Genomic DNA, 17,547 nt, shown 5'->3' with positions numbered 1-17,547 from the left:
TTATAATATACATGTTAATACGGTCTTGAACTGAACAGCGAGCGCATTATTCTTCGAATTACTTCGTTCCCCGTAACTTGTTGCGGGGAGCTTCAACTGATGGGGAGAAATATGGAAATAAAAAACATGATGGTAACCGGCGGATGTGGCTTCATTGGGAGCAATTTTATTCACTATATGTTTGAAAAATCCGATTTTAAAGGGACGATTATCAATGTCGATAAACTGACCTACGCCGGAAATCCTGAAAACTTGAAGGGCATAGAACAAAAATATTCCGATAGATACATCTTTCGAAGGGCGGATATCTGTGAGCTGGCCGCTATGGAGGAGGTGTTCACGCACTATGACATTGATACGATCTGTCATTTTGCGGCAGAGTCCCATGTTGACAGGTCCATCAAACGGCCGGAGAGCTTTATCAATACCAATATTATTGGCACTTTCAATCTGTTGGAAGTAGCCAGGGCCCACCATGACAAGTTTGTTCTCTTCCACCACGTCAGTACCGATGAAGTCTATGGGAGTCTCGGTAAAGAAGGACTGTTTACCGAAACAACTTCTTACCGCCCGAACAGCCCCTATTCCGCCTCAAAGGCCGGTTCGGACCACCTTGTTCGGGCTTACCATGCAACATACGATCTGCCGATAACGATTTCCAACTGTTCCAATAATTATGGGCCCTACCAGTTTCCGGAAAAACTGGTTCCGCTTATCATATTGAATGCGGTAGAGAGGAAACCTCTTCCCGTTTACGGGGACGGTAAGAATGTGAGAGATTGGCTCTATGTGGAGGATCACTGTCGTGCCATCTGGACTATTATGGAATCGGGTAAAAGGGGAGAAACTTACAATATTGGCGGCGATTCGGAGATGGAAAATATTGTGGTTGTGGAAATGATCTGTGACATACTTGATGAGATTCTAACCCCTCAAGGTGGAAATTCCCGAAGGGATCTGATCACCTTTGTCAATGACAGGCCCGGTCATGATAGAAGATATGCGATCGATTTCTCAAAGTTACGGCAGGATTTGGGCTGGTCTCCGGAGGAGTCGTTTGAAACCGGTCTCAGGAAGACGGTTGAATGGTATCTCGGAAACGAGGCCTGGACAGAGCGGGTCAAAAGCGGAGAGTATCAAAAGTGGATAGATGAACAATACGGACAATAGGAGAAATTCTGAGAACTTTACAGAACGCCCCCCTTTTGTCATTCCCACGAAAGTGGGAATCCATAACGAGTTAAAAATGCTTGTCCTCGACCTGATCGGGGACTGGATTCTCGTTTGCACGGGAATGACCATTCAGACTATTTATGGCAAAATTCAAGGTCTTATTAAGACGGGCTAATCCTGGAATAAATCGTCGGTAGCGAAAGTTCGGTGAATGGCAGTGCAATTACACCAGAACTGAATGTGAGACGATCTTTACCGGTATGTACAATGTAGCCGGACGTTGCACGGTGTCCGAGTGCCTCGCGGAATGCCTCAATGCCGGAAGTCATAGCCGGCCTTGGCTTTGCAGAAGTCTTCACCTCGACAGGAATGAGTTCTGTTCCGGTTTCCATAACGATATCCACTTCTGTACCGGCGGAAGTCCTCCAGAAGTAAACCCGTGGTTTCAGACCCTGGTGCACAAACATCTTTATGATTTCGGAAAGTACAGCCGTTTCCATGATCGCACTTCCCATGGGGCCAAAGGCCGCATGTTCCGGTTCCCGCAGACCCACCAGACAGCAAAGGTTTCCCACATCAGTAAAATATATCTTGGGCATCTTAACAATGCGTTTTTTGATGCTTGTGTGGTACGGCCGGAGGATGATTACCTGGAATGTAGCCTCCAGTAAAGAAAGCCAGGTTTTTACGGTAGCCACGGCAATACCAAGGCTGCGCGCCAGGCTTGTCAGATTCAGGGGTTGTGCACTTCGTGCCGCCAGCGCCCTCAGAAAATTCTTAAACAGCGTGAGATCTCCGACCTGACGAAGCGTGCGAATGTCTTTCTCAAGATAGGTCTGAATGTAGTCGGTATGCCAGAGAGTCACATCTTGCTCCTTGTGCACAGCAAGTTCCGGATATCCGCCCCGCAGGAAGTCTTTCCAGATGTCCAGATGCGAAAGTGATCGGCTCCTCTTCGTTTTCTTCAACTCCAACGGGAGGGCAACCTGGAATTGCCCTGCTGTCTCACGCCACGATAGTGGAAGAAGACGTAATATAGCCACCAGCCCGGCAAACGATTCGGACATTTTTTCAATAACGAGCAGATTCTGGGAACTCGTCAGCAGGTACTGTCCGCATATCCCCTTTTGTGTTTCTACCCTCTCTTTGATATAGGGAAGCAGATCCGGAACATACTGGATCTCATCGAAGATCACCGGAGGGGGATACATTTCGATGAAGCTGCGCGGGTCCGCAGAGGCAGATGCGCGAATATCAGGCAGCTCGAGGGAAACATAGCGGTACCTGCCGGCAAAAAGATGAAGCATCAGGGTTGTCTTGCCGGATTGTCTGGGACCGGTCAGAATGACTACGGGAAATTCACTGGATGCATGCTCAAGGACTGGCTCCAGAGTCCTTTTGATGTAAGTATCTTCCATCATATATCTCCCATGAACCTGTAATTATGCATTTAAAATAGAAAATTTCAAGGGAAATCGTAAACCTTCTCATAGACTCGCTGCAGGAAATCTGTTTAGCCGGCCTGTAAGGATATTGCTATTTATATCTTTAAGGAGAACCGGAAAGGTCTTTGGCAACCTGCACCAATCCAACAAGAAGACTCGACATTTTATTAAAATTTAAAGTGTCGATAGTATCCTTTACGCTATGATAATTCGGATTTCGATAAAAAGCTGTATCTGTGATCATGACAGCGGGATATCCCATCTTCCAGAATGAGCGGTGATCGGAAAAGTCTACACCGGGAACAAAACCGACTGTTGATAACGTTTCAACCGGAATCTCGGAACTTTTATTTATAGAATTTTTTATCCTTTTTACAAGATTTATCGATGTTAAGTTACCAACAACAGCTATGAAATTAGGGGTAGAAGGATACACCAAGCTCATAAAGGGAAGGGGAAAGGTCTGGCCGCCTTTCTTGTCACTATAATATCCAACCATTTCAAGACAGACCATGGCACAGATATTTTCGCCTTTTCTCTTCGCTTCACTGGCGTAAACATAGCTTCCCATAAGTTTCGATCTGAACAGCGGAGGTTCCTCAAGGGTAAAAAATATCAGCTTCAGCGTCCTCCCAGGTGAAAAATCTTTCAATGCCCGGCAGATCTCGAGCAAGACAGCAACGGAACTGGCATTATCATCGGCACCTGGCGTACCATAAACCGTATCGTAGTGAGCACCAAAGACAATCGTCTCGTCTGGATGCTTTACCCCCTTTATGGATACAATGATATTGTTGTATATCTTGCCATTATATTTGCAATCCTGGAGTATGGGGGTATAACCGAGATCTTCGAGATACGATACAATATAATGTTTTGTTGCTTCCAGCTTTTCGTAATCATGAACGCTCCGTGAACCGATGCGGACACTTAAATATTTTACATGTTCATATAACTGGTGGGTGTTATCTCCGCTAATGTTTAAAGCTGACCCTGGAACGGAAACAGAGGGGATAAACTTTACCTTCAGGACGGAGTACACCAGAAAAACGATAAGGAGGACAAGCACTAATAAAAAATAACGCATCCTTTTTTGCCTCAGGGTTTGAGTTAATTATTTTTCAGTCACTAACAGATAATCCGGCACTCAGTGTATTATATAGGTGTGACAGATGTGGTCAAGGATAAAAATCCCCATCAATCCTTTCCTTCACAAAAGGGCAAACGTTGGATTTTGTCTGGATTTTCACTAATTTTGTGTATAGAGTAAACCACCATCGCCTAAAGCAGGAACCGATGCTTAGAGTCTTTCGTGAAATAAATGTGATACTTGTTTTGTGATAGACTCTTGCAGTGCCTTTAAACAGAATGGAACGTTCAAGAGAGCAGGTTTTATGGGAAAGGAAATGATTTCAGTTTCAGGTAACATCGTTGATGTTTTAAATTCAGAAGTATATCCCGGGACATTGATAATCTCTGACGGCAGGATCGTGGGTATTGTACGGGAAAATAACGATTATGAAAATTATATCGTTCCCGGACTGATTGATGCACATATCCATATAGAAAGTTCTATGTTGATCCCATCAGAATTCGCCAGGATAGCTGCAATTCACGGCACGGTTGCCACAGTTTCTGATCCTCATGAAATAGCCAATGTTTTAGGTGTGAATGGGGTTAAGTTTATGATTGAAAACGGAGAAACTGTGCCAATGAAATTTTATTTTGGTGCGCCTTCCTGTGTGCCCGCAACACCCTTTGAGACCAGTGGAGCATCCATAGGTGTTGAAGATATAGAGAAACTCTTGCAACTGGATCAGATAAAGTACCTGGCGGAGGTTATGAATTTTCCCGGTGTTTTAAACGGTGATCCTGATGTTTTAGGGAAAATAGATATTGCCAGGAAATACGCAAAGCCGATAGACGGTCATGCCCCGGGGCTGCGTGGTAACGATCTTGAGAAGTATATAAATGCCGGGATAACCACGGATCATGAGTGTGTCAGAAGGGAAGAGGCCCTGGAAAAAATAGAACTGGGGATGAAAATTCTGATCAGAGAGGGTTCCGCGTCGAAGGACTTTGAAGAGATGATACCACTTGTTGAAGAACACTATGGCAGCTGTATGTTTTGCAGCGATGATAAACACCCGGATGATCTGATGAAGGGGCACATAAATGAACTTGTAAAGAGGGCTTTAGCCCATGGTATTGATGTGATGAAAGTTCTCAGAGTCGCATGTGTTAACCCTGTCCTGCATTACAATTTGGATGTGGGACTGCTGCGCAGGGGAGATAGCGCTGATTTCATTCTGGTAGACAGTCTCGACAACTTTAATATTTTAAAGACCTATATTAATGGAGAAGTTGTGGCGGAAGAAGGCAGGTCATTTATATCCGGGGGCACATCGGAGATAGTGAACAAATTTAATGTAGATGAAAAGAAAGTCGGAGATTTTGAGCTTTCGTACAAAAATGGAAATATAAATGTAATCGAGACGATTGACCAGCAGTTGGTTACAAACAGATTGATTGTGCCTCCGAAGGTAGAAAATGGCTGTGCTGTATCGGATGTTGAAAGGGATATATTGAAGATGGTCGTTGTAAATCGCTATAAGGGCGCAAATGTAGCGGTCGGGTTTATCAAAAATTTCGGACTGAAAAATGGAGCCGTCGCTTCCAGTGTGGCCCATGACTCACACAACATTATAGCCGTTGGTGTCAGTGATGAATGTATTTGCAGGGCAGTTAATTTGATTATTCAAAATAAAGGCGGTGTCTGTGCGGTATCTCAAGATCGTGAGGAGGTATTGCCTTTGCCAATTGCCGGAATCATGAGTAACGATGATTATTCCAGTGTAGCAAAAAGATACGCTGAAATGGACAGTATGGCAAAAGCCCTCGGTTCAGCATTACATGCACCCCTTATGGCCTTATCCTTAATGGCCTTATTGGTTATTCCCAGTATAAAGTTAAGTGACAGAGGGTTATTTGATAGTGATAAATTTGAATTTATTGACGTTTTTAAAGAAATATGATTTTAGTTTAAGAAGTTCGTAAAAAGTCTTTTTTTGTCACCCAAAATCATGTCCTGAACTTGTTTCAGGATCATTCAGGGTCTCTAACTTACTGAAGTAATTAGATGCTGAAACAAGTGAGATCCTGAAACGAGTTCAGGATGACAAATGGTACAGTTTATGACTTTTTCCGAACTTGTCAAATTTAGCTTGATTTTGTGACGTCTAATTTGTAGAAGTCGTTTCGTCCTGTAACAGGCATTACAGGACGTTTTTAAAAAAGACAAAAAGGGGATTTTCTCTCATGGGAAAAGATGAATCAATAGAAGAGGCGAGGAAAGTTCTTAAAATAGAAGCTGAAAGTATTTTAAGTCTTATTGACAGGATAGATAAAAACTTTTCCGAGGCCGTAGAGATTATTTACAAAAGCAAAGGAAGAGTAATAATTGCAGGTATAGGTAAATCCGGTCTTATCGGAAGGAAAATTGTGGCCACTCTGACCAGTACAGGTACCCCGGCCCTCTTTATCCATCCTGTAGAAGGGATGCATGGAGATCTTGGTATTGTTACAAAGAACGATGTCATGCTGGCAATTTCCAACAGTGGGGAGACCTTGGAACTAAACATTCTTATTTCCAGCGCCAGGGATATCGGTGTGCCGCTTATAGCTTTTACAGGTAATACCTCCTCGGCCCTCTCCAGAATGAGTGATGTGGTTATTGATGTGGGTGTTGAAAGGGAGGCCTGTCCTTTCGGCCTTGTTCCTACATCGAGCACCACAGCATCGTTGGCGATGGGAGATGCCCTTGCGGCAGCCCTTATCAAAAAGAGAAATTTCAGCGAGCAGGACTTTCGCAAATTTCATCCGGGAGGAACACTGGGGCAGAGATTGCTGGCCAAGGTCAGGGATGTAATGATCAATAAAAAACAGATACCCAGAGTTGTTTCCGGGACACCCGTACTGCAGGCAATAGACGAAATTGATAAGAAAAACCTTGGATTTGTCATTATAACGGATAGAGAAAACCATCTTTTAGGTATCTTAACGGATGGTGATGTAAGACGCTGTGTGAAGAATGGAGTAATTTTCAAGGGGAAAAGTGTGGATGACCTAATGACAAGGTCACCCAAAACTATAGATGAAAATATGTCAATTGGCCAGACTATAGAAGCGATGGAAAAAAATGAAATTACAACCTTTCTGGTTGTAAATACGGATAATCAGATTAAGGGGTACATCCACCTTCATGACATTCTGGGAAGAGGGGGCACCCTGCGAATTTCAATATCTCAGTGAATTTTTACGAATACATCAATATTACCGCGTCACACTTTTTTGTGTCCGTAGAATAAGAGATATTTGCATAATACACATATTGTCATTGCGAACATAGTGAAGCAATCTCAAATTATCTGTAATTACAAATAAATTGCCACGTCGCTTCGCTCCTCGCAATGACCAGAAAACCAATTATGCAAACCTTTCAATAAATCAATCCTTTGTGAGGTTGTTTATGCCAATTTATGAATTTGATGGGAAGAAACCTGATATCTCTCCGGAGGCTTTTGTCCATCCGGAAGCGGTCATTATCGGAGATGTCAAAATAGGCAGTGGATGTTTTATAGCGCCGGGGGTTGTGATAAGAGCAGATTTTGGACCTGCGATAATCCAGGATGGCACGAATATTCAGGACAATGCGGTAATACACGTCGATCCGGGAGCACGGGTTATTATAGAGAAGGATGTTGTTGTCGGACATAGCGCAGTCATGCATGACGTACACATAAAGTCGAGATGTGTAATCGGAATTGGTGCAGTTCTTCTGAACGAAGTGGTTTGTGAGGAAGATGTTATTATCGGTGCTGGTTCTGTTGTCCTCAACAACATGCATATACCTGCCGGAAAACTTGTTGCCGGCACTCCTGCTAAGATAATCAGGGATGTGACCGACGATCAAAAATCATATGCCAAGACAGGAGTCGAACTTTACAAGAAACTTTCCCGGCAATATCAAAAAACGATGAAATTAATCAGTTGAGGAGCCGGGAGTTATCATTCAGTTAGTTTTTCTTCCAGTAACTATCCGCTTCTTCATACCCTTCTATTAATTTCTTGTCTATGCTCAGACGAACATCCTCAAATTGCTCGGCATCCATTTCCTCAGAAATGATTTCCAGGGGACCAAAGCGAAGCAAAGCCCTGCTAAAGGGCTTGGGAAGCATAAATCTATCCCAGCTATTGAATATCCAGGGGTTTTCATAAGAAATAAATCCGGGACAGATGGATGATCCGGTTTTCTGTGCCAGTATGACGAGACCCGGCTTAACGATACGGGGCGGCCCCGTGGGTCCATCCACAACGTGACCTCCCACGCGATTTTCGATCATTCCGGCAATCATCTGTTGCAGCGCTTTTTTCCCTCCACGCGAGCTCGACCCACGTACCGGTATCCACCCGGCCCGACTGGCGATATCGGCTATGAAATCCCCATCCCTGCTCTGACTTATCATTATGCAGGGGGATTGACCAAATATCCTGGGCAGATAAAAGCCCCACAAAAACCTTTGATGCCAGCTATACATTATGACCCGGCCGTTATTCTGCAGATATTCTTTCAGCTCTTCTTCGTTTTCCAGCTTCAGCCTGATTGTCTTCGCGTATATAATGAGGGCATAATAGGCAAGAAAAGTCAGAAAGGTCTTTATTATGAAGTATTTTAATTCTTTTTTTATACTCATCCTGATTCAGCTTCTCATAATGGCATGAGAATGCAAATAAACGTAAAAGGGATCAATCTTCCACGACCGACCCCTATCATTTTTATGGTAGGCGGTACTGGATTTGAACCAGTGACTTCTACCGTGTGAAGGTAGCACTCTCCCACTGAGTTAACCGCCCATTTTCAATTCCGGCAACACTACTCCAAAGAAACTTCTTTTTCAATAGAAATTTAGGAGGTCGCACCCTGTTTTGGCCACTTGTTCATGCCATTACGGTGCAGCGGGAAAAGACAATTTGAAAGTCGTGCCTTTACCTACCTCACTTTCAACTTTGATGGTACCGTTATAATCGTTGACAATACCGTAACTGATACTTGTCCCAAGACCCACACCTTTTCCTACCTCTTTTGTTGTAAAGAAAGGTTCGAAAATTTTATCCCTTATATCCTCAGGAATTCCTGTTCCGTTATCACACACCGTTACTACTACCCGGCCATTCTCTACAAAAGACCTTATTTTCAAAATCTTCCGCAGTTCCTGATCTTTCAACTGGCTGTCCTTTTCATCGAGTGCATCCATGGCATTCGTCACTAAATTTATAAATACCTGTTCCAACCTGTTATGATTTGCAATTATTGAATGCAGATCTTTAGTCAAATCCAGCTCCACCTCTATTCTGTGTACCCTCAACTGTTGACCAAGTATCTTAAAAACATCCAGAATAGGGGCATTTATATTTATCTTCTCACTTTTAACATCCGACTGTCTGACGAAATCTCTCATATGATTTATAACCTGATCCGCCCTCTGGACATTTCTCTCTATCTCTTCAGCCATCGTACATAAATCTTCTCTTTTGATATCTTCATTCTTTTTCATCACCTTAATGAAATAATCAGAACAGACCTGAATTACATTGAGAGGCTGATTGAGCTCATGGGCAATACCTGAAACCATCGTGCCCAGCGTCGCCATTTTACTGGCCTGAACCAGCAGATTCTCCTTTTCTACATTTTCCGTAATATCAGGGGTGGAAGCTATCAAACAGTCTCTCTCCATAAATACAACCGAACGAACATGAAGATTAACGTAAAAAAGATTTCCGCCCTTTTTTGTGTGCAATTTCTTGGGATAGAATTTTGAGTGATTGAGAGTGATCTTCTTCAAATCCTTCACAATTTCCCTATCTGACTGATGTACCAGAGCTGAAAAGTACATTCCCAGGAACTCATTCCTCGAATATCCGTAACAATCCACGGCAGTTGCATTTACATCGAGGATACCCAGGGTTTCTCTGTCAACAATAATAATGGGATTAGGATCGGCATCAAACATTGTCCTGTACTTTTCTTCCGATACTCTCAGATCATGGTATGACTCCACAATCTTCCGTTCCGCTTCTTTCTGTTCCGTCGTATCCTGCAGGGTTTCAATGGAACCGCGAACCTTCCCGTCAAGTCCCCTGATAGGTGCAGCGGTAAAGAAGAGCCATTTGTCGGAATCCCCTATATTGGGGAAAAAATCTTCAGCTTCATACGCCCCCTTCATAAGGGGTGACGAAGATGCTTTGTCATTATAAAATTCCCTTATTCCCTCCCTGTCTATTCCATCTACAATAAGATCAGCCATACATGGCCTCTCCTCTGAATAGAATGCCCTCCAGTGATTTTTAGTTCCAATGACATCTTCGGCTTTATGATTGGTCATTCTTTCTAATGCTTTGTTCCAGTGTGTAACAAAATGGTTTTCGTCGATGACAAAAGTTGGGATAGTACTTCCCTGAATGATTTGCGAAATCGTTTGATCGCGTCTGACAAGCATTTTTTCTACAGATTGAAGATGTTTGGTCCTTTCACTTACAATATCGCTAAGCTCCTCAGAGAATTGTTCAAATCTCTTATTTATTCCTGCGCATACTTTGTCTCCTAATTTATATGTCCGTATGACATCATTACATAGCTGCTCTTCCATGGTTTTTTTCTTTACTTCTATCTGAAGGAAATCCCATAAAGACATGGCCTCAAAATGGTCTATCAATCTAATGCCACGGGGTTTCTTTTTTCTCAGGGTCTGCAAAAAACGGTCATTTCCCGTTAACTCGACAATCGTGTTCAACTCTTTAAATTTTAAAAGCTCCCTGTAATCATCAGTTGTATAAATTCCATTCTTTTTGGCATACAAAAATCCTCTTGCCTTATCATCGATGTCACAGACACCTAAAATATTTGATTTTATATTACCAAAGACGGGGCCTAAAACAATCTTAAGTATCTCCTTACAAACCTTTCCACCCCCAACAATGGCCACCTTAGATTCTGTAAATACTTTTATCACTTTAGCCTCCTCGTATTAGACAAACAAATCAGTTTTCCATATTTTTTATCATATTTGAAAGTAAAATCAATTGCAAGCTAATCCCCCACAAGAAAGGACTTGACCGAACCAATAGAAAGATTATAGAGATTATGGCAAAGAACTTCTCCGAAGGGCATAAGAGAGCTTTGAAAAACATCTCCCAAGTCATTGCGAGGAGCGAAGCGACGTAGCAATCTATTCGTAACTACAGGTAATTGGAGATTGCTTCATCCGCCTGAGGCGGATTCGCAATGACAATATGCGTATTTTTCAAAGCTCTCCATCAATCCTTCTGGTAGACAATTGGAGATTTTTGTTGATGAGTAATACACACAGTATGGTAATATTTGGCCCCATGCGTTTACCCTTTCTCATATTATCCCCGGCATGTGTTATGCTTGGTGTTGCCACTGCTGTATGGTCAGGAAGTACATTAAACCTGCTTTACCTTGCGTTAGCACTTATCGGCGCCATCTCGGCACATATAAGCGTGAATGCCCTTAACGAATACCATGATTTCAAGAGCGGGCTGGACTTCCATACACAGCCCACCCCATTCAGCGGCGGCAGCGGGACCCTTCCCAAAAGTCCTGAAAAAGCCCACTTTGCGTTGATTACAGGTATTATAACACTGGCCATCACAGCGCTTATAGGTATGTACTTTCTATATGTCAGGGGGCTGTGGCTTTTACCCCTGGGAGCAGTCGGCCTTATTATTATCGTTACCTATACAAAGCTGATTACAAGAAGTTCTTTTCTCTGCTTAATTACTCCCGGACTGGGCTTTGGCCCATTGATGGTTATGGGTACCGACTTTGTCCTCACCGGTTCATACTCTTGGACGTCATTTGTTGCATCCCTTGTCCCCTTTTTTCTTGTGAGCGATCTGTTGCTCCTGAACCAGTTTCCAGATGTTGAGGCGGATAAGTGGGTCGGAAGAAGGCATTTGCCTATTACAATCGGGAGAAAGGCCAGTGCGAAGATTTATAAGGTGTTCCTTACAGCCACATACGTGTCAGTCATCCTTGGCTACCTGTCCGGAGCTCTTCCCCTGGAAGGCTTTCTGGCACTTGCTTCTATTTTCCTTGCAGTTCCTACAGTGAGAGGTGTTACCAGATATGCAGATGATATACCGAAGCTGATACCGTATATGGGCAGGAACGTTATAATAAATATCATAACCCCCGTATTGCTTGCAATTGGCCTGTTTATTGGCCGGTGATAACAGACAAATTTGATGCATTCGTAAAAAGTGAAGCTCCCCGCCCACAGGGCGGGGCTTCCCGGTAAGGAATAATTTAATTATATTGCGCCCCTTACCCCGCCTACAAGGCGGGGCTTGCGGGTGCGCTCCCGGTCACAAACCGCCCTCTCCCTTGATGGGAGGGGGGGTGAAAGTAACGACATTTCAAGCAGTTATATCCCCCTCCCCTTTGTCCCCTCCCACCGGGGGAGGGGAAATTCAACTTTTTACGAACTTGTCAATTTTGTCTTGATAAATTCTGAATTGAACTGTACAAACCATGAAACGAAAGGTTTGCATAATTGGTTTTCTTGTCATTGCGAGGAGCGAAGCGACGTGGCAATCTACCTGTAATTACAGATGATTTGAGATTGCTTCACTACGTTCGCAATGACAATATGTGTATTATGCAAACATCTCGAAACTAACCGTTTGCGGGTTTTGCAAACGGCCGGAAACCTGTTGGAGATAGATTTTATGCCGGATTGAGACCTTTTTTCAAGGTCTCACGAGAACACGGAGGCTAAGGATTGAAAATGTATTGGGGAAAAGAAGATGAAACAATGCCACGAGACAGGTTGGAGGCTTTTCAGCTTGCAAAATTACAAGAGACCCTCAGAAGAGCAAAGAAATCTCCCTATTACGGACAATTGTTTGATGAAATAGGCTTGGATCCTGATAAGCTTACTTCTCTCAAGGATATAGAAAAAGTGCCTTTTGCCACCAAGGAGAATCTGAGGGAACACTGGCCTTATGGATTTCTGGCGGTTTCCATGGATGAACTGGTGAGAATGCACTCATCTTCCGGAACGACAGGCAGGGCAACGGTGATATTTCATACTGCACGGGACATTGATGTATGGACCAATCTCCTGGCACGTTCCATGTACATGACCGGTATGAGAAAGACCGACGTCTTTCAGAATATGATGACCTATGGACTTTTTACCGGCGGTCTCGGTTTCCACTACGGTGCGGAGAAAATAGGTGCACTGGTTATACCTGCGGGTGCTGGAAACAGCAGACGGCAGATACAGCTTATGCGGGATTTCGGTACGACGGTTATCCATATTATACCCAGTTATGCGCTGCATCTCTCCACTATCTTTGAGGAAGCAGGTGTTAATCCCCAAACTGACATCAAATTGAGGATTGCTTTTCTCGGAGCTGAACCCCACTCAGAAAAAATGAGAAGGAAAATTGAAGAAATTTATGGCTTGAAGGCCTATAACTCCTATGGCCTCTCAGAAATGAACGGGCCCGGGGTGGCCTTTGAATGTCCATTTCAGAGCGGAATGCACATTTGGGAGGACAGTTTTTTTGCGGAGATCATCGATCCTGACACTCTTGAACCTATGCCCTATGGCGAGGAAGGAGAACTTGTCCTTACAACGCTTATGAGGGAGGGTATGCCTATTTTAAGATACAGGACGAGTGACTTAACCAGGATAATCCCGGAACCCTGTGAATGCGGAAGGACTCACAAACGAATTGAGAGGATAAAGGGGAGAACCGACGATATGATGATTCTGAAAGGGGTAAACATCTTTCCCATTCAGATAGATAGAAAGCTTATGGAAATACCGGGTGTGGGAACCGACTTCCAAATTATTCTGGAAAGGGAGGGACTCAATGATAACATGATCGTCAGGGTTGAGGTGCAAAAAGAATTTTTCTCGGGAAACTTAAAGCAGCTTGAAAACTTGAGATACAAAATTGTAGAGGAACTCAAAAGCGAAATCCTTATAACCCCCAGGGTGGAGCTGGTTGAACCCGGCAGCCTTCCGAAAACTGAAGGAAAAGCGATACGGGTCATAGATAACAGAGAAAAGTGACAGTCTTGTAAAAAGTCAGAAAACACTATTTTTTGTCATTCCGGCGAAGGCCGGAATCCAGTTTTTTAAAGTAGTTATATGCGGTCTGGACTCCGGTTTTCACCGGAGTGACGACTTTTTACGAATACATCAAGATTAGAACAGGAGTAATAATATGACGGCCTATCAAATTTCAATATTTGCGGAAAATAAACCTGGAAGGCTGGCAAAGATTACCGGTCTGCTTGCAAAGGAAAAGATAAATATAAGAGCCACAACAATATCCACATCCGGTGACTTCGGGATTATCAATCTCATAGTGGATGACCCTAAACGTGCCCGCAAGGTTTTATCAAAAGGAGGTTTGACGGTTTCCTTAAAGGACGTTATCGCCGTTGTTATTGATGATCAACCGGGTGGATTGGATAAACTGGTTCAGGTACTTGCCGGCGAAAATATCAATATTGAGAATGCTTACGGCTTCGTTATCGAGAGCTGGAAGAAAGCGGTATTTGTCGTTGAAGTAGATCAACTGGAAAAGACTCAGGAAATGCTCAAAAAGAAGGGATTTGAAACACTGGACACTGAATCTCTTTCAGCAATAGAGCCCTTTCATTATTTGAAATATTAAGAGGCTTTGTGAAAAGGAGCTTGCGGTGGCATATAAAATACCACCCTACTAAATTGCAGAGCTTGCGGTGGCATATAAAATGCCACGCTACTAAATTGCAGGGTCGGGTTTTACACCCGACCGCAACCTTATTACAATTTCATTTAGTATCAGAGGGGATATTATGGCTCACGAAAATGCTGGAAATTACTCTGCAAAACACCTGCCTGACAAGAAACTGGACAGCAAAATTGCCGAGGCTGTAAAACTGCAGGCTATAAATGGAAGAATATCGTGTGCTTCCGGTCACAAAATTTCCGGAGATTTGAAGGTGCCGCCGGCCGAAGTCGGCATTTCCATAGACCTTCTGGAAATGCGCATAAACAAATGCCAGTTGGGCCTGTATGGATATTTTCCTGAAAAGAAAATCGCCAAGCCGGCCGAGAAAGTATCTCCTGAACTTAAAGAGGCTATTCTGAAAACACTGTCTGATAATCGCCTTCCCTGTGCGACTGCCTGGGAAATAGCCGGTAAGTTCGGCATTCCAAGGATGGAAGTCTCCTCAGCGTGTGAAACGTTAAAAATTAAAATATCTTCCTGCCAGCTGGGGGCGTTTTAAATTCACAGATTTCGCAGATTACCCCAGTACCATCTCCCGGAGCTACAGGGTAGTCACGGATTACTTCAGAACATGGGGACAGATTTAAAATCTGTCCCCATAAAGCTTGATGCGCTCGTAAAAAGTGAAGCTCCCCGCCCACAGGGCGGGGCTTCCCGGTAAGGAATAATTTAATTATATTGCGCCCCTTACCCCGCCTACAAGGCGGGGCTTGCGGGTGCGCTCCCGGTCAAAAACCTCCCTCTCCCTGGATGGGAGAGGGCAGGGGTGAGGGTGAAAGCAACGACATTTCAAGCGGTTATATCCCCCTCCCCTTTGTCCCCTCCCACCGGGGGAGGGGAAACTCAACTTTTTACGAAACTATCAAACTTAGGCGTTCTCCTCAAATCTGGCTAATGTAAAGAGCATGTCAGCAAGTCGGTTGAGGTATTTAGTTATTTCATCGCTGCTGATTAACCCATCCTTCTTTAACCGTACTGCCTTCCTCTCTGCTCTTCTTATGATCGTTCTTGCTACATCTATCTGAGCAGATACAACACTTTTCCCCGGATATATAAACTCTTTTGGCAGTTCGACATCCTTTTGAAGTTTATCTATAATATTTTCTATGCGACTGACATCTTTCTCATCTATCCTGTGAGTCAGCTTATCGAAATCCTCAGGGAAACTGGAAAGCTCCGCCCCCATGACAAGCAGATCCTTCTGTACCTCAAGAATAATATCCTTGATTTTCTGATTTCCTGTCATGGCTCTGGCCACACCGAGCGCGGAACTCGCCTCGTCAAGCGTCCCGTATGTGTCTGGTCTCGGATCATATTTCGGTATCCGCTGTCCGCCAAGAAGACTTGTCTCTCCCTTATCTCCCCGCTTGGAAAATTTCATACCTTTCTCCTTTCAATATATCTCGTGACAATTCGTACAATCGCCTCAGCATGTCTACGGCCACCCTCCAATATCTCCTCCATAATCAACGGCTTCTCTACAAGACCATGACCATAGTTATCAACGGAGCAGAGAGACGCATAACGCAAATCCAATTCTCTTGCTATTATTGCCTCACTTCCCATGGTCATTCCTACCAGATCAGCAAACATGGACATCATCTTGATTTCAGCTATGGTTTCAAGCCTCGGCCCCACGGTCTGCCAGTAGACACCACCATTTATGACATCTATGCCACACCCATGAGCCGCTTCAATCCATCTCTGCCGCACCTCTTCACTTAAGATCGGCGTGATATGAACTGGTTTCGTGTCGAATATGGTTGGCCCGCCGGAAAGCACAATAAAATCATCCGGTACAACAAGCATCCCGGGTTTCAAATGCCTTTTCAGAGAACCCGTCGAATTGGTACTGATTACTTCCTCAACTCCGAGATCACTCAATGCCTTCAAGTTAGCTCGATAATTGACCAGATGAGGAAGAATGTGATGTTCCGGGTCTCCTCCATGCCGTGGGATATAAGCTACCGTATCGGAAATGAGGACTATGGCCTTTCCAAACTCGTTTTCCATTGTTCTCTCTTCAAGATTTTTAAAGAATTCACTGTCCTGCAGAACGGTACTTGAAATGATTCCTAATCGTTTCACTTGATCCTCCTAGGTAAACGCTTAACCCATGTCGAACAACCAATATCAAATTAACGGTCTGCTGTCAAAACCGGATTTAAGTTCGATGAGGGCATCAGTCCCTGCTAAATTTGAGATTGATTTAGCATTTGACATTATTCAACATAGCAACTATATTGAAGTCCTAAAGCGGCAAAGTTGCAACCCCAAAAGTGCCTAAAGTTTGAAGTGCCTAAAGTGAGCTAAAGTTAATGTACACGCCTTCGGCGCGGTCAAATTCGAAACGGGCTGCGCTGAAAGCGCATTTTTAAACTTTAAGCACTTTAGCTCACTTTAGTTCACTTTACACTCTTAACTAAATCTTGCTGCTTGAACTGGTACCAACATCTGCGCAAAAAACGCAGTTTGTGAATAAAGACTCTATACACAGAAGGCTGTAAAAGCTTTGTATTATTACTCCAAAACTGTAGAATTTCCGGCAGTTACATTTTTGATGGTTTCGTAAAAAGTCGGATTTCGTTCCTCTCTGTCATTCCCGCGTAGGCGGGAATCCAGTTATTGCAAGGTGTTATAGACTCCCGCCTGCGCGGGAGTGACAAGAGTTGGACTTTTCACGAGTGCATCAAATCTTAGAAAGAAGGAAAAATAGATGAGTTTAATACATGTGGATGACAGTAATTTTGAAGAAGAAGTAATTAAATCAGAAAAGCCGACTCTGGTCGATTTCTGGGCACCGTGGTGCGGTCCCTGTCAGACAATAGGACCAATCGTGGAAGAACTTGCGGAAGAATACCAGGGCAGAGCCAAGATTGTAAAACTGAATGTGGATGACGCCCCTGTGACGGCCGCCGAGTATGGTGTGCGGAGCATCCCAACTCTTATGCTCTTTAAAGGCAGTGAGTTGCAGGATACAATCGTTGGCCTTACGTCGAAGGATCGTCTGGAAGATCTATTAAAGAAAAATATGTAGCGCGGGGTCTCCGTG

At 43.8% G+C, this 17,547-nt stretch carries 16 protein-coding genes and 1 tRNA gene; 10 read left to right on the top strand and 7 right to left on the bottom strand.

Annotated elements, in window-relative coordinates:
• The first annotated feature begins 111 nt into the window (after positions 1–111).
• Both rfbB and Q7J27_02475 read left to right on the top strand, forming a co-directional pair.
• Positions 112–1,170, top strand: coding sequence for a dTDP-glucose 4,6-dehydratase (gene rfbB, locus Q7J27_02480; protein ID MDO9528006.1), 1,059 nt, complete (start codon positions 112–114; stop codon positions 1,168–1,170).
• Positions 1,151–1,348: a hypothetical protein gene (locus Q7J27_02475; GenBank protein MDO9528005.1), complete on the top strand. Its 198-nt coding sequence runs from the start codon at positions 1,151–1,153 to the stop codon at positions 1,346–1,348. The genes rfbB and Q7J27_02475 overlap by 20 nt, the downstream gene beginning before the upstream one ends.
• On the opposite strand, the gene Q7J27_02470 is transcribed toward Q7J27_02475, so the two are convergent.
• The gene (locus Q7J27_02470) at positions 1,335–2,594 is read right to left on the bottom strand and encodes an ATP-binding protein (GenBank protein MDO9528004.1); all 1,260 of its coding nucleotides are present in this window, start codon (positions 2,592–2,594) and stop codon (positions 1,335–1,337) included. The two genes, Q7J27_02475 and Q7J27_02470, sit on opposite strands and share 14 nt — an antisense overlap.
• Before the next feature lie 127 nt (positions 2,595–2,721).
• Entirely contained in the window at positions 2,722–3,705 is a 984-nt protein-coding gene (locus tag Q7J27_02465; GenBank protein MDO9528003.1) for a M20/M25/M40 family metallo-hydrolase, read from the bottom strand.
• Between the two features lie 307 nt (positions 3,706–4,012).
• Here Q7J27_02465 and ade point away from each other — a divergent pair, with 307 nt between their 5' ends.
• The 3 genes from ade (at position 4,013) to Q7J27_02450 (ending at position 7,671) form a co-directional block, all read left to right on the top strand.
• The gene (gene ade / locus Q7J27_02460) at positions 4,013–5,653 is read left to right on the top strand and encodes an adenine deaminase (GenBank protein ID MDO9528002.1); all 1,641 of its coding nucleotides are present in this window, start codon (positions 4,013–4,015) and stop codon (positions 5,651–5,653) included.
• Between the two features lie 283 nt (positions 5,654–5,936).
• Positions 5,937–6,929 carry a KpsF/GutQ family sugar-phosphate isomerase gene (locus Q7J27_02455; GenBank protein ID MDO9528001.1) on the top strand — a complete coding sequence of 331 codons (993 nt, stop codon included), beginning with the start codon at positions 5,937–5,939 and terminating at the stop codon, positions 6,927–6,929.
• 217 nt (positions 6,930–7,146) lie between these two features.
• Positions 7,147–7,671: a gamma carbonic anhydrase family protein gene (locus tag Q7J27_02450; protein ID MDO9528000.1), complete on the top strand. Its 525-nt coding sequence runs from the start codon at positions 7,147–7,149 to the stop codon at positions 7,669–7,671.
• Positions 7,672–7,693: 22 nt separating this feature from the next.
• On the opposite strand, the gene Q7J27_02445 is transcribed toward Q7J27_02450, so the two are convergent.
• The 3 genes from Q7J27_02445 to Q7J27_02435 form a co-directional block, all read right to left on the bottom strand.
• Positions 7,694–8,371: a lysophospholipid acyltransferase family protein gene (locus Q7J27_02445; protein ID MDO9527999.1), complete on the bottom strand. Its 678-nt coding sequence runs from the start codon at positions 8,369–8,371 to the stop codon at positions 7,694–7,696.
• Positions 8,372–8,456: 85 nt separating this feature from the next.
• Positions 8,457–8,531: transfer RNA gene (locus Q7J27_02440), tRNA-Val, on the bottom strand.
• Positions 8,532–8,623: 92 nt separating this feature from the next.
• Positions 8,624–10,687 carry a PAS domain S-box protein gene (locus tag Q7J27_02435; GenBank protein ID MDO9527998.1) on the bottom strand — a complete coding sequence of 688 codons (2,064 nt, stop codon included), beginning with the start codon at positions 10,685–10,687 and terminating at the stop codon, positions 8,624–8,626.
• Positions 10,688–11,027: 340 nt separating this feature from the next.
• Between Q7J27_02435 and Q7J27_02430 the strand changes: the two genes are divergently transcribed.
• From Q7J27_02430 to Q7J27_02415, 4 genes are all read left to right on the top strand, one after another.
• Complete coding sequence (locus tag Q7J27_02430; protein MDO9527997.1) at positions 11,028–11,930, top strand: prenyltransferase; 903 nt, start codon at positions 11,028–11,030, stop codon at positions 11,928–11,930.
• A gap of 557 nt (positions 11,931–12,487) precedes the next feature.
• A complete protein-coding gene (locus Q7J27_02425; protein MDO9527996.1) occupies positions 12,488–13,786 on the top strand; it encodes a phenylacetate--CoA ligase in 1,299 nt (432 codons plus the stop codon).
• A 154-nt stretch (positions 13,787–13,940) separates the two neighbouring features.
• Positions 13,941–14,396 carry an ACT domain-containing protein gene (locus tag Q7J27_02420; protein ID MDO9527995.1) on the top strand — a complete coding sequence of 152 codons (456 nt, stop codon included), beginning with the start codon at positions 13,941–13,943 and terminating at the stop codon, positions 14,394–14,396.
• 163 nt (positions 14,397–14,559) lie between these two features.
• The gene (locus Q7J27_02415; GenBank protein MDO9527994.1) at positions 14,560–14,994 is read left to right on the top strand and encodes a hypothetical protein; all 435 of its coding nucleotides are present in this window, start codon (positions 14,560–14,562) and stop codon (positions 14,992–14,994) included.
• Positions 14,995–15,363: 369 nt separating this feature from the next.
• On the opposite strand, the gene Q7J27_02410 is transcribed toward Q7J27_02415, so the two are convergent.
• Together Q7J27_02410 and Q7J27_02405 are read right to left on the bottom strand one after the other, a co-directional pair.
• Positions 15,364–15,876, bottom strand: coding sequence for a cob(I)yrinic acid a,c-diamide adenosyltransferase (locus Q7J27_02410; GenBank protein MDO9527993.1), 513 nt, complete (start codon positions 15,874–15,876; stop codon positions 15,364–15,366).
• Positions 15,873–16,583, bottom strand: coding sequence for an MTAP family purine nucleoside phosphorylase (locus Q7J27_02405; GenBank protein ID MDO9527992.1), 711 nt, complete (start codon positions 16,581–16,583; stop codon positions 15,873–15,875). Before Q7J27_02405 ends, Q7J27_02410 begins: the two co-directional genes overlap by 4 nt.
• Positions 16,584–17,211: 628 nt before the next feature.
• On the opposite strand from Q7J27_02405, the gene trxA reads away from it, so the two are divergent.
• Positions 17,212–17,532 carry a thioredoxin gene (trxA, locus tag Q7J27_02400; GenBank protein MDO9527991.1) on the top strand — a complete coding sequence of 107 codons (321 nt, stop codon included), beginning with the start codon at positions 17,212–17,214 and terminating at the stop codon, positions 17,530–17,532.
• The last annotated feature ends 15 nt before the right edge of the window (positions 17,533–17,547 follow it).

Source organism: Syntrophales bacterium, from assembly GCA_030655775.1.
Classification (GTDB): Bacteria; Desulfobacterota; Syntrophia; order Syntrophales; family JADFWA01; genus JAUSPI01.
This window is presented reverse-complemented; position numbering and strand designations above follow the sequence as displayed.

Excerpts from the sequence above, each read along its gene's own strand:
- Q7J27_02430 (MDO9527997.1), top strand. The coding sequence starts at position 11,028 with ATGAGTAATACACACAGTATGGTAATATTTGGCCCCATGCGTTTACCC.
- Q7J27_02445 (MDO9527999.1), bottom strand. The coding sequence starts at position 8,371 with ATGAGTATAAAAAAAGAATTAAAATACTTCATAATAAAGACCTTTCTG.
- Q7J27_02450 (MDO9528000.1), top strand. The coding sequence starts at position 7,147 with ATGCCAATTTATGAATTTGATGGGAAGAAACCTGATATCTCTCCGGAG.
- Q7J27_02475 (MDO9528005.1), top strand. The coding sequence starts at position 1,151 with ATGAACAATACGGACAATAGGAGAAATTCTGAGAACTTTACAGAACGC.
- Q7J27_02470 (MDO9528004.1), bottom strand. The coding sequence starts at position 2,594 with ATGATGGAAGATACTTACATCAAAAGGACTCTGGAGCCAGTCCTTGAG.
- Q7J27_02455 (MDO9528001.1), top strand. The coding sequence starts at position 5,937 with ATGGGAAAAGATGAATCAATAGAAGAGGCGAGGAAAGTTCTTAAAATA.
- rfbB (MDO9528006.1), top strand. The coding sequence starts at position 112 with ATGGAAATAAAAAACATGATGGTAACCGGCGGATGTGGCTTCATTGGG.
- ade (MDO9528002.1), top strand. The coding sequence starts at position 4,013 with ATGGGAAAGGAAATGATTTCAGTTTCAGGTAACATCGTTGATGTTTTA.
- Q7J27_02410 (MDO9527993.1), bottom strand. The coding sequence starts at position 15,876 with ATGAAATTTTCCAAGCGGGGAGATAAGGGAGAGACAAGTCTTCTTGGC.
- trxA (MDO9527991.1), top strand. The coding sequence starts at position 17,212 with ATGAGTTTAATACATGTGGATGACAGTAATTTTGAAGAAGAAGTAATT.
- Q7J27_02415 (MDO9527994.1), top strand. The coding sequence starts at position 14,560 with ATGGCTCACGAAAATGCTGGAAATTACTCTGCAAAACACCTGCCTGAC.
- Q7J27_02465 (MDO9528003.1), bottom strand. The coding sequence starts at position 3,705 with ATGCGTTATTTTTTATTAGTGCTTGTCCTCCTTATCGTTTTTCTGGTG.
- Q7J27_02420 (MDO9527995.1), top strand. The coding sequence starts at position 13,941 with ATGACGGCCTATCAAATTTCAATATTTGCGGAAAATAAACCTGGAAGG.
- Q7J27_02425 (MDO9527996.1), top strand. The coding sequence starts at position 12,488 with ATGTATTGGGGAAAAGAAGATGAAACAATGCCACGAGACAGGTTGGAG.